The sequence below is a fragment of the Flavobacterium lacus genome (assembly GCF_003268815.1).
Classification (GTDB): domain Bacteria; phylum Bacteroidota; class Bacteroidia; order Flavobacteriales; family Flavobacteriaceae; genus Flavobacterium; species Flavobacterium lacus.
On sequence record NZ_QLSV01000005.1, the window covers coordinates 41,488 to 54,348 of the forward strand.

The 12,861-nt window shown below is 36.4% G+C and carries 11 protein-coding genes; 7 read left to right on the top strand and 4 right to left on the bottom strand.

Annotated elements, in window-relative coordinates; translation table 11 throughout:
* Positions 1-62 precede the first annotated feature (62 nt).
* From B0I10_RS06150 to B0I10_RS06165, 4 genes are all read right to left on the bottom strand, one after another.
* Positions 63-1,655, bottom strand: a complete 1,593-nt coding sequence (locus tag B0I10_RS06150; RefSeq protein WP_112085631.1) for an AMP-binding protein — start codon at positions 1,653-1,655, stop codon at positions 63-65.
* 10 nt (positions 1,656-1,665) lie between these two features.
* Positions 1,666-1,992 (bottom strand): KilA-N domain-containing protein, encoded by a 327-nt coding sequence (locus B0I10_RS06155; RefSeq protein WP_112085632.1) that lies wholly within the window; start codon positions 1,990-1,992, stop codon positions 1,666-1,668.
* A 60-nt stretch (positions 1,993-2,052) separates the two neighbouring features.
* Entirely contained in the window at positions 2,053-4,461 is a 2,409-nt protein-coding gene (locus B0I10_RS15800) for an oxidoreductase (protein WP_112085633.1), read from the bottom strand.
* Positions 4,462-4,634: 173 nt separating this feature from the next.
* Positions 4,635-5,240, bottom strand: coding sequence for a flavin reductase family protein (locus tag B0I10_RS06165; protein ID WP_112085634.1), 606 nt, complete (start codon positions 5,238-5,240; stop codon positions 4,635-4,637).
* Positions 5,241-5,496: 256 nt separating this feature from the next.
* Between B0I10_RS06165 and B0I10_RS06170 the strand changes: the two genes are divergently transcribed.
* The 7 genes from B0I10_RS06170 (at position 5,497) to B0I10_RS06200 (ending at position 12,818) form a co-directional block, all read left to right on the top strand.
* The gene (locus B0I10_RS06170) at positions 5,497-5,916 is read left to right on the top strand and encodes an IS1/IS1595 family N-terminal zinc-binding domain-containing protein (RefSeq protein WP_112085635.1); all 420 of its coding nucleotides are present in this window, start codon (positions 5,497-5,499) and stop codon (positions 5,914-5,916) included.
* Between the two features lie 110 nt (positions 5,917-6,026).
* The gene (locus tag B0I10_RS06175) at positions 6,027-7,406 is read left to right on the top strand and encodes a porin (RefSeq protein WP_112085636.1); all 1,380 of its coding nucleotides are present in this window, start codon (positions 6,027-6,029) and stop codon (positions 7,404-7,406) included.
* Positions 7,407-7,423: 17 nt separating this feature from the next.
* Positions 7,424-7,684, top strand: coding sequence for a DUF4212 domain-containing protein (locus B0I10_RS06180; protein WP_112085637.1), 261 nt, complete (start codon positions 7,424-7,426; stop codon positions 7,682-7,684).
* Between the two features lie 91 nt (positions 7,685-7,775).
* On the top strand, positions 7,776-9,488 hold the full coding sequence (locus B0I10_RS06185) for a sodium:solute symporter family protein (protein WP_112085638.1): 1,713 nt from the start codon (positions 7,776-7,778) through the stop codon (positions 9,486-9,488).
* 80 nt (positions 9,489-9,568) lie between these two features.
* Positions 9,569-9,763, top strand: a complete 195-nt coding sequence (locus B0I10_RS06190) for a hypothetical protein (RefSeq protein WP_112085639.1) — start codon at positions 9,569-9,571, stop codon at positions 9,761-9,763.
* The gene (locus B0I10_RS06195; protein ID WP_112085640.1) at positions 9,756-12,443 is read left to right on the top strand and encodes a sensor histidine kinase; all 2,688 of its coding nucleotides are present in this window, start codon (positions 9,756-9,758) and stop codon (positions 12,441-12,443) included. The genes B0I10_RS06190 and B0I10_RS06195 overlap by 8 nt, the downstream gene beginning before the upstream one ends.
* Before the next feature lie 3 nt (positions 12,444-12,446).
* Positions 12,447-12,818: a response regulator transcription factor gene (locus tag B0I10_RS06200; protein WP_112085641.1), complete on the top strand. Its 372-nt coding sequence runs from the start codon at positions 12,447-12,449 to the stop codon at positions 12,816-12,818.
* Positions 12,819-12,861: the final 43 nt, after the last annotated feature.

Here is a 12,861-nt window from a genome sequence, read left to right on the forward strand (position 1 = left end):
TTTTGCCACGAATTTCACGAATTATCACGAATCTACTTTGTGTAAATTAGCGTAATTCGTGGCTATTTCAATTTAAACCGCTGTATTTTTCCCGTCTCCGTCTTAGGCAAAGCTTCCGTAAAATAAATCACTCTTGGATATTTATATGGAGCAGCTACTTCTTTGAACCAGTGTTGGATATGGTTTTTCATGTTTTCTGTTGCTTTAGCTGTATCTTTTAACACAATATGAGCACAAACTAACATCCCACGTTCATCATCAGGTAAACCCACTACGGCACATTCCAGAATTTCTTCGTGGGTTAAAAGTACGGATTCTACTTCAATTGCTGCAATATTATAGCCTGAAGAAATGATCATATCATCACCACGAGCGACAAACCAGAAGTAACCGTCTTCATCTTGCTTGAAAATATCACCAGTAATATTCCAACCATTTTGAACGTATTCTTGCTGTTTTTCTATTCGATTTAGGTATTTACAACCTGTAATTCCGCGAACGGCTAATCGTCCGGGTTCGTTGACTGGAACATCATTTCCGTTAGCATCAATGATTTTCGCTTCATAACCTGTAATAGCCAAACCTGTTGAGCCAGGTTTCATATTTGAATCGTTGGAGGAGATAAATATATGTAACATTTCTGTTGCACCAATACCGTCAATGATTTTTAATCCGGTGGCGTTGTACCAATCTTCCCAAACCTTTAACGGCAAGGTTTCTCCGGCAGAGACGCATTTGCGTAAGCTGGAGATGTCATAATCCTTGACTTTAGTTGTAATAATTCGCCAAGCGGTTGGAGCCGTAAAACAAATCGTGATTTTATGGTCTTGAATGGCTTGCAACAAAACATCGGGTGTTGGTTTTTCTATTAAAAATGTAGAAGCACCAAAATACAATGGAAACAATACCAATCCTCCCAAACCAAAGGTAAAACCTAGTGGCGGACTTCCTGTAAATATATCATTTGCGTTAGCTTGAAGCGAATACGTTGGGAATGCTTCGCAAATATTCAAAATATCTTTATGGTAATGAGCCGTCATTTTGGGCAATCCTGTTGTTCCGGAAGTAAACCCAATTAAGGCAACACTATCTGATTTGGAATGAAAATTAGCAACCGTTTTAGGTTTATTCATCATCAGATTTTCCAATTCGGAAGTACCGCTTTCTGAACCACAGAATTTGCAGATTCTTTTCAGAAAATCGGAATCCACCAAATCCATTTCACTTTCTAAAGCGATGTCACAAAACACGTGCGCTATTTCGGCACATTCAATGATTGTTTTGAGTTCTTTGGAACGTAATAATGGCATTGTTGCTACTACAATTCCGCCTGCTTTCAGAATTCCGAACCACAATGCTACCATCATTGGATTATTGGCAGAACGAATCAGCACCCGATTTCCGGATTGTAAACCTAACTCATCGACTAAAACATTGGCAATTTGATTGGCTTTTTCAAATAAATCCTGATACGTCCACGTCTTTTTGAACGTGCGAAGACAGGGAGCAGTTCCATTCCCGTTTTTGATGTGAACATCTAAAAGCCGTTCGACACAATTGAGCATTTCGTTCTCATACCAACCTTGTAAATAGGTAGGCTGCAAGTCGATGCTTGGTAGGGAATTTTGAGCGAAGTTGTCATCAAAGTGTTTCATTGCTTACGCTTTAAGTATTTTTATTTCTTTGGAACGAACTAACGATTTCATTTGCGTAATAGCAACTTTGTTGAGTTATTACAAAACTATTTAATCCTGCTTGTTTTCTAAACCCGTCGAATTCGACGGGTTTAAAATTTGGATTATAAATCATTTCCCAAAAACCCAAAAGTTCGATGGTATTTCTGTTTCTTAACCAATTTTTTATAATATCATCTGTTTGAGCGGTATCTTTATGTTTAGCAATATCGGTCAAAGAAATATAATCGTTGTTACTTTGATTAACAACGGCAATTTCAAAACCTTGAACATCTATTTTAGATTTTTTTTCTTTCATTTTTCTGAGTTGCTGAGTTGCTGAGTTTCTGAGTTGCTGAGTTGCTGAGATTTTAATTAATCATTTTTTATTACTTTTTGGTTTCAATGCTTTCTTCATGCTTTCAACTTGCTTCCGTTCAGCTGTTTTCAACGGATACAAGTGTGAACTTCCCATTTTATATTGTAATGGAATTTCATCGGTTTGCACATTTTCATACGCTTGAGCATTTCTAACAAAATTCGCATCCGCTAATAATGGTCGGCCTAATGCCACTAAATCCGCTCTTCCGTTTAAAATAATGGTGTTAATTTGATCAATGTCTTGAATAAATCCGGCGGTTATGGTCGGAATATGAACCGTATTTCGAACCAAATCAGAGAAAGGGGTTTGCCACATTCTTCCCATTTGCGGTTTTTGATTTGCCACTGTATTTCCTGTAGAAACGTTGATAATATCTGCTCCGGCGGATTTGAAAGCATTGGCGATGTCAATGACATCTTCTTCCGAAATTCCGTTTTCAGCCCAATCGGAAGCGGAAATGCGAATCGACATTGGTTTTTGTTGCGGAAATACTTTTCGCATTTCTGTAAATACTCTTAATGGAAATTTAATTCGGTTTTCAATACTTCCGCCAAATTCATCTGTGCGTGTATTTGTCAATGGCGATAAAAATGAAGCTAATAAAAAACCGTGATGCCCTTGTAATTCAATCATATCAAAACCGGCTTGTTCAGCATTTTTTGTAGCTTGGACAAATTCAGCTGTAATTTGATCCATATCTTCCAACGTCATTTCCTTCGGCATTGCCATTTTGGAATGGAATGGAATAGGAGAGGCGGAAAGTAATTCCCATGCCTTAACAATTGGTTCATTTTGACCTTCCCAAGGTTTTTTAATTGCACCTTTTCTTCCTGAATGTCCGAGTTGAATTCCGATTTTCGTTGATGTATTTTGATGAATAAAATCAGTTATTTTTTTCCATTCAATTACTTGATTTTCATTATAAATACCGGTACAACCTAAAGTGATACGTCCATTTGGAGAAACGGCTGTCATTTCGGTTAAAATCAATCCAACGCCACCGGTTGCCCGACTTCCGTAATGCACCAAATGCCAATTATTCACCAAACCATTTTCGGCAGAATATTGTCCCATCGGAGCCATTACAATTCGGTTGGAAAGTTCTAAGTCACGCAATTTGAATGTTGTAAAAGCAGGAGAAATAGGTTGTGGGTTGTGGGTTGTAGGTTGTAGGTTGTGGGTTGTGGGTTGTAGGTTGTAGGTTGTAGGTTGTGGGTTGTGGGTTGTAGGTTGTAGGCTGGTTTTGTCATTTTGGTTGACATTGCTATTGCGATTGTCCTTGAATTCTTTTAAAACTTTATCTGTGAAGGATTTATCTCGAATTTGCAGATTTTCAAATGTCACTTTTTTGGATCGCGTCATACAGCCGAACGCAAATTGATAGAATGGATGTTGCATGTGTCGGTCCATATTTTCAAACCAATCTAAGGAAACTAATGCGGCATACTGAATCATTTCCACCGTATTTCGACGGGTTTTGTCGTATTGTTCAAAAGCAGCTTGCACATTGTTTGGATTAGCAATGACCGCATCGGATAATCCAATGGCAGAATCCATCGCCAATTTCGTTCCGGAGCCAATGGAGTAGTGGGCGGTTGCTTTGGCATCGCCTACTAAAACGATGTTGTTATGAAACCATTTTTCGTTTGTTACATGCGGAAATTGTCGCCAATGTGATTTGTTGGAAATTAATGGATGGCCGTCTAATTCCTCTTTGAAAATTTCAGCGATTTTTTGAATGGTATCAGTTTCGTTGGTGACTTCAAAACCTAATTTTTGGTAGGTTTCTTCGCTACATTCAAAAATCCACGTACTCATGCCTTCTTCGTATTGATATGAATGAGCCACAATGGTTCCAAAGGGTGTTGTTCTGAAAAAGTACGTAAACGCATCCAACGGTTTCGTTGAACCCATCCACACAAAACGATTTTTCATCATTTTAATTTTCGTGCCAAACTCCTCTTTGTATTGCGTTCGAATGGCACTTCCTATCCCATCACAAGCGACAATAATATCCGAATCAGCAAATTGACTCAAATCGTCCACATTTTGTTCGAAATGGAGATTGACGCCTTCTTCACGGCAACGTTGGTGTAATAGTTTTAATAACGTTTTTCGGGAACAACCACAAAATCCGTTACCGGAACTGTTTACGGTTTGTCCGTCGCGAGCGATGATAATATCATCCCAGTAGGCAAATTCACTTCGAATGAGCTCATAGGATCGGGTGTCTCGCATTAAAAATTCGCCTAAGGTTTCATCGGAGAATACGACGCCAAAACCGAAACTGTCATCGGGTTTATTGCGTTCATAAACATCAATTTGGCAATTGGGCATTGCTTTTTTGGTTAATATGGAAAAGTAGAGTCCGCCCGGACCGCCACCGATTATTGTTATTTTTTTCATTTTTTGCAAAGTCGCAGAGACGCGACGTTTTATTATTTAATTATTCTCATTTCTCCCATTTTTAATATCAGTGTTGACGCTTTTTGAACACAGATTAGAGAAATTTATAAAATTTTTAAAATTCTATTGTTATTGTTATTTCTCAAATTTTTAAAATCATTGTTCTAAAGATTTTACGCTCTTTTAATCGAAAAAAGTTCTCCTAACGTACTGTAATTCGAACCTGCTAAACGGGCTACAGGTTTGTAAACGTCTAAGTTGATATGATTGTTTTCCATCAAAATAGCATCATCAATATGGATTGTTTTTATTTTTCCGATGACAATGCAAGCACCGCCACCTTCGTTATTATCCATAAAATAATGATGAATCATTTCGCATTCCAGATGAATCGGACTTTCTTTGACACGTTTGGGTTTGATGAAAACCGAATCAATAGGCGTGAGGTTGGCCAATTTAAACTCATCTACATCCGAAGCAACTGTGGCTGATGTAGCATTCATTTGCTCCACAACGTCCATGGTGACTAGATTCACAACAAACTCACCATTTTGCAACACATTGTTTAGTGTGTCTTTATATAGGTTATTGTCTCTTCGGGTGGAAAACATCACACATGGCGGATCGCTCGAAACCATATTAAAGTAAGAGAAAGGAGCAAGGTTATTGATTCCGTTGTTATCCATTGTTGCTATCCAACCGATTGGTCTTGGGATGATGGTTCCGGTTAATAATTTATACAAAACAGTAGGATCTGTTTCATTAGTATTGAATTGCATAGGTTTAGTGATGTTTCTACAAATTAAAGAAAATAGCCTGAATATTTACACATCTAACCAGCTAAAAATTATCATTTTTTAATGAACTGTTTGAAATCTGTACTAATTTGGTATTTTGCTGTAAATTCAATTAAATTATAAAGAATATAATTTTAAGTCAATAAAATTGAGTACTCCATAATTTTTTTTAAAATAAATTACAAAATATGTTTTTATATTATTGCTAATTTAATATATTTATGCAAAATTTTTATATATGGAGATTTTAGCGTGTCCCAAATGCCAAAACAATCAAATCGTAAAGAGCGGCATCATTAAAGACCGACAGCGGTATTTGTGTAAAAAATGCAATTACTATTTTACTGTCAACAAGTTAGGAAAAAAAATAGACGATTACTATGTCACTAAAGCCCTCCAATTATATTTAGAGGGATTGAGTTACCGTGAAATAGAGCGTATTCTTGGTGTTTCACATGTAACAGTAAGCAATTGGGTTAAAGAGTTTAAAATTAAAAAACCGGCCCACACCGATTATCATCCTACCTACAAGATTTATAACCATCCAGAATTAGTAGAATTCCTAAAAAACAAAGAGCAATTAAAAGGTGCAGGAATGATTATCACGGAATTAGGTGATAAATTTATGCTTATAAAATGGGAGCGTTTTAAAGATTAACTATAGTGTTTTACAAAAATATATAACTGAATTTTTTTCTGAATTTTTTAAATAGAATTTAGTGCGGTCAATAGACACAAACTAACCCTTATTTAACCAAAATTCTATTTATGAAAAAAACTATTTTACTACTTAGTCTTTTACTGTCTTTCGGCTTTGTGTTTTCGCAAGGGTCACCGGATTATGGAGGAGGACTAAAATTTAATTTGAATCCGGAAGGAACCAAATACATGCGTTTTATTGCATGGAATCAAATTTGGATGCGTTCCTCGGCCATGAATCCCGGCACCATGATTGGCGATGAAGCAATAAGCAAACAGGAAGACATTGGACTTCGTCGATTGCGTTTGTTAGCTTATGCACAAATTTCACCTCGCTATATGATTGTCACACATATTGGTATCAACAATCAAACCTTTATTAACGGTGGAGCTTCCGGCTCATCCGGAACTGGAGGATATGGAAACGGCAAGAAACCGGGACTGTTTTTTCATGATGCTTGGAATGAATATGCCGTTGTATTACCTAAAGAAGAGAAGCCTTTTAGTTTGAGTATGGGAGCTGGTTTGCATTACTATATGGGACTATCACGCTTGACTATGTCGTCTACCTTAAATTATATGACCATTGATGCACCTATATTTAACTGGCCATTAATTGAAAATTCAGATCAATTTGCACGTCAGATAGGAATTTTTGCAAAGGGAAAATACAATCGTTTGGAGTATCGATTAAGCATAAACAAACCTTTTGCCACAAATCAAGTTCCAACCGATGTGGCAGAGGCTGATTTGGCTCGTGCGGTTGATAACAATCAAAATGCCAAATGGTCTAAAGCCGGTTATTTTGAATATCAATTTTTTGATAAAGAATCTAATTTTCTTCCTTTTAAAGTTGGTTCCTATTTAGGTACCAAGAAAATGTTCAATGTAGGGGCTGGATTTTACACCGCACCAAGTTCCACCAAAAGCTCTTTAAATGGTGTCGTAGAAAAACATGCTACCAACTTATTTGCCGGGGATGTTTTTTTAGATTTACCCATTGGAAATAAGGAGAAAAAAATGGCTTTTACCGGATACAGTGTATTCTATTCGTATGATTTTGGACCCAATTATATACGGAATATCGGCATTATGAATGAAGGAGTAGTTGACCCAACTTTTACAGGCGGAAGAGCTTTGGCCGGACCGGGAAATTTACAACCGATGATTGGCACCGGTTCTATTTGGTATACACAGGCTGGTATTTTATTGCCCAATGCAAACGAAAAGCCAAAGGTGCGCATTCAACCATTTGCAGCCTATACGTATAAAAACTTTGACGCTTTAGACAAAGCAAGTAATCAATTTGATTTTGGAACCAATTTTTTCTTAGATGGTCATCATGCTAAAATTACAGCTCAATATTCCAACCGTCCGGTTTATACCGCAGCAGATAAAATTGACTCTTACAAAGGAGAATTCTTAGTACAATTACAAATATATTTATAAACTTAAACTAACTAATTATGAGTAACCAAGCCAATGCAACCGCCTACTGGAAGGAGAATTTAAGATACCTTCTTATTCTACTTTCCATCTGGTTTCTAGTCTCCTACGGAGCAGGAATCTTTTTCAAAGACGCTTTAGATGCCATCAAAATTGGAGGTTTTCCTCTCGGATTTTGGTTTGCCCAACAAGGATCAATTTATGTTTTCGTGATTTTGATTTTTGTCTACGTGTGGCTTATGAACAAACTGGATAAAAAATACGGATACAGCGAGGAATAATTTTCTGTTAAAATAAATCGAAAAAATACAAATTCAAATAACTCAGCTGCTCAGTATCTCAGCTACTCAGCAACTCTAAAAAATAAATAAAATGGATGTACAAACTTGGACCTATATTATAGTAGGAGCAACATTTGCTCTCTACATTGGAATTGCAATTTGGTCGCGTGCCGGCTCAACTAAAGAATTTTATGTTGCAGGCGGTGGTGTTTCACCTTTGGCGAACGGAATGGCTACAGCGGCAGATTGGATGTCAGCGGCCTCCTTTATCTCAATGGCTGGTATTATTTCCTTTGCAGGCTATGATGGAGCTGTTTACCTGATGGGATGGACTGGCGGTTATGTTTTATTAGCCTTATTATTGGCCCCTTATCTCAGAAAATTTGGAAAATTCACCGTGCCTGATTTCATTGGCGATCGCTACTATTCAAAAACAGCTCGTTCTGTAGCCGTTTTTTGTGCTCTGATTGTTTCGTTTACGTATGTAGCCGGACAAATGAGAGGAGTAGGCGTAGTGTTTTCTAGATTTTTAGAGGTAGATATTAATACCGGAGTGATTATTGGTATGGTCATCGTTTTATTTTATGCCGTTTTAGGCGGAATGAAAGGTATCACTTATACACAAGTAGCACAATATTGTGTATTGATTTTTGCCTTTATGGTACCTGCTATTTTTATCTCCATTCAAATGACAGGCAATCCAATTCCGCAATTAGGAATGGGCGGTACAGTTGCGGATGGTTCAGGAACTTATTTGCTTGATAAATTAAACGGACTTCAAACGGAACTAGGTTTTGACGAATATACCAGTGGTTCAAAATCCATGATTGATGTGTTTGCGATTACGTTAGCTTTGATGGTTGGAACTGCCGGATTACCTCACGTAATTGTTCGCTTTTTCACCGTTAAAAAAGTAAAAGATGCCCGTAAATCGGCGGGATGGGCTTTGTTGTTGATTGCAATTCTTTATACTACTGCACCAGCAGTGGCGGTTTTTGCCAAAGCTAATTTAATTCAGACGGTAAGTGAAAAAGAATATAGTGCTATGCCACAATGGTTTATGAATTGGGAAAAAACAGGATTGTTGACCTTTGATGATAAAAATGGTGATGGAAAAATTCAATATGTTGCCGACAAAGAAACAAATGAATTAAAAATCGATAACGATATCATGGTATTAGCCAATCCGGAAATTGCTAATTTACCAAGTTGGGTCATTGCATTAGTAGCAGCAGGGGCTTTAGCCGCGGCATTATCTACTGCTGCAGGTTTATTATTAGTAATTTCTTCTTCAGTTTCACACGATTTGATTAAGAAAATGATCAATCCAAACATTTCAGAAAAAAATGAACTTTGGGCTGCTCGTGGTTCTGCTGCAGTGGCAGTTTGTATAGCCGGTTATTTCGGAATAAATCCACCCGGATTCGTTGCAGCTGTCGTCGCATTAGCCTTTGGTTTGGCTGCCGCATCTTTCTTCCCTGCCATTATTTTAGGAATTTTTTACAAAAAAATGAATAAAGAAGGAGCTATCAGCGGAATGGTTGTTGGAATGTTATTAATGATTTATTACATGTTAAAATTCAAATTCGGTATCTTCGATGGTGGAAAAGAAATGGTCGATTCGTTAAAACCAAATTGGTGGTTTGGTATTTCGCCGGAAGGTTTCGGTACAGTAGCGATGATTGCGAATTTCGTAGTAGCATTAATCGTTAACCGATTTACGCCTGAGCCACCACAAGATGTTCAGGATATCGTTGAAAATATCAGAATCCCATCCGGAGCTGGTGAAGCAACCGGACATTAAAAGAATTATCTTTAGATAAAATTACAGCCTCTGCTTTTGAATTTCAAGAGCAGAGTTTGTGATTCAATTGAAAAACTAAAATGAAAAAAAGACATATTCAAAAATTTGTAATCATCAGTCTGTTGTTGTGGCTGGCATTTAACTTTCCAGTCCTGTTATTATTCAGCAGTGCCGATGCCATCATGGGAATACCGATTATCTATTTTTATATTTTTTCAGTTTGGACATTGTCAATCATCGTCTCATTTATCTTTCTAAAAAAATACAATGAATAGCGGAATTTTAATAGTTATATTGCTGTTGTATCTTGGCTTACTTTTTTTTATTGCTCAATGGGCAGAACGAAAAGGCAATTCAAAATGGACAAACAATCCCTATGTCTATTCACTTTCACTCGCTGTTTACTGCACAACATGGACGTATTATGGTAGTATTGGTGTAGCTGCTAACTCAGGGCTAAATTACATCCCAATTTATCTGGGTCCGGTAATCGCTTTTCCCGCTTGGATTGTTATTCTGAGAAAAATTATCCGGATTTCCAGAGTCAATAAAATATCCAGTATAGCCGATTTTATTTCGCTTCGTTACGGAAATAGTCGATTTCTTGGAGCTTTGGTGACGGTTATTTCGCTCATGGCGATCTTGCCTTATGTGGGGTTGCAGTTAAAAGCGATTTCTGAAACATTTCACATTGTGACCAATTCAACGGAATCCAACAATGTTTTCTTAGATACGTCTACTTATGTAGCCTTAGTTTTGGCACTTTTTGCTTCTTTTTATGGAACACGTTATGTGGATGCATCCGAAAAACGAAAAGGAATTGTGACCGCTGTGGCGATGGAATCAGTACTAAAATTATTTTTCTTTATCATTTTGGGATTGTATGTCACTTTTTATGTTTTTGACGGATTTGATGCTATTTATGCCAAAGCTTCGTTAATGGATAATTTTGAAGAACGAAACACAATTCACGGCTTAGAAGGCGGTATGAACTGGATGATGCTCATTATTTTATCTTTTTTTTCCATCTTCCTATTACCGCGGCAATTTCACATGTCAATCGTAGAAAATAATCGCGAAAAACATATTCGAACTGCCATTTGGTTGTTTCCATTGTATCTTTTGTTATTCAATTTGTTTGTTTATCCGATAGCATGGGGTGGAAATATTCTTTTTGAAGGAAAGGATGTCAATCCGGATATGTTTTCACTTTTGATTCCGCAGCTTTTTGACAATACATTTATGACGGTTTTGGTCTTTTTAGGCGGATTTTCAGCAGCAATTTCCATGATAGTGGTTTCATCGATTACACTTTCTACGATGTTAAGTAATAACCTTTTAATTCCGTATGGTTTATTAGGTTCATTGCAAAAAGACAATCAGGAAAGCAATAGCGAACGAATCGTAAATATCAGACGAATTGGTATTTTTTTGCTCATCATTTTAGCTTTTATCTACTACCGCTTTTTCATCATGGATTTTTCATTGGTATCTGTTGGAATGATTTCATTTGTAATTGTTGCGCAACTCGGCCCCGCTTTTTTTGGTGCTATTTTTTGGAAAAGAGGTTCGCTAAATGGTGCAGTAGCGGGAATCATAGTTGGAATGTTGATTTGTTTTTATACAATCATGTTGCCCTTTTTACTAAGTTCAATCAATCCTGAAAGTAACTTTTTTAAAGAAGGTTTTTTTGGCTATACTTTTCTGCAGCCATTTCAATTGTTCGGATTAGATTATTTAGAACCAATTCCGCATGCTCTTTTTTGGAGTTTATTGTTTAATTCGTTGGTTTATCTATTTGTTTCCGTGAGTTTTAAAGGCAATTACCGAGAACGAAATTATGCCGAAATGTTTGTAGATATTGACAAATACATCAACAACCATGAAAATGCTTTTATTTGGAAAGGAACGGCCTATGTGTCTGATATTAAAAAAGTTTTAAAACGCTTTTTAGGCGAAGAACGAACCAATCGAGCACTTTCCATCTTCAAGATGAAATACAATATCGCTCCTGATAATTTGTTGGCCGATGCTCGTTTAGTCAAATTTGCAGAAAATCTGTTAACCGGTCATATCGGAACAGCTTCTGCCAAAATATTAATTGAAAGTGTAACCAAGGAGGATAAAATCAGTTTACCTGAAGTGTTGAAAATCTTGGAAGAATCGAAAGAAAATCTCATCATCAATAAGAAATTAACCGAAACGTCCAATGAATTAAAAGTACTTTCTGCTCAATTAAAAACAGCCAATGAAACGCTCGTAATTAAAGATAAACAAAAGGATGAATTTTTAGATACAGTTACACATGAACTGCGAACACCAATAACGGCTATCAGAGCGGCTAGTGAAATTTTGCATGACGATGATGAAATTCCGGGGGAAATTAAAAAACAATTTCTTCAAAATATTATTACTGAATCCGACCGTTTGAACCGATTAATCGATAAAATTTTAGATTTAGAAAAATTTGAAACCGGAAAACAGAAAATTTATCTTTCAACAGGAAACATTATTCAAACCATTTCCAAGTCACTTTCGCCTTTGCAACAATTGATTTCGAATAAAAAGATTCATGTAGAATTTGATGAAAATCAATTCAAAGTACTAGTTGATTTTGATGAAGAGCGAATTATTCAAGTCATCACCAACTTGGTTTCCAATGCCATAAAATTTACGGATGAAAAGCAAGGATTGATTATTATCACCGTTTTAAATGAAGAAGATTTTATCAAAATAAATGTTTTTAACAACGGAAAAGGAATAAATCCAAATGAATTAGAAACCATTTTTGATAAATTCTATCAATCAAACAATCAAAATATTAAAAAACCAATCGGAAGCGGTTTAGGATTAGCCATTTGCAAACAAATCATCGAAGCCCATAAAGGAAAAATTTGGGCAGAAAATGTGCAAAAAGGAGTAACTTTCTCGTTTATCCTTCCTAAAAATAAGTAAAGCATGAAAAAGATTTTATTAGTAGATGACGAACCCAACATCATTATGTCGTTGGAATATACCTTTAAGAAAAACAATTTTGAAGTATTCATCGCTCGTGACGGTCAGGAAGCGTTAGATATTTTAAAAATCGAACAACCTGATTTAATCATTTTAGATATCATGATGCCTAATGTAGATGGTTATGCCACGATTGAATTGGTTAAAAAGAATGAAAAGCTGACCAATTGTAAAGTCATTTTTCTATCTGCCAAAAATAAAGAAAGTGATATTGAAAAAGGAATGCAGTTGGGTGCGGATGCTTATATGACGAAGCCTTTTTCGATTAAGAAGTTAGTGGAACAAGTGAATGAATTGCTTTCTACGAGTCCTTAGTCCATAGTCCTTACTCCATAGTCCTTAGCCATAAGGGAAGATT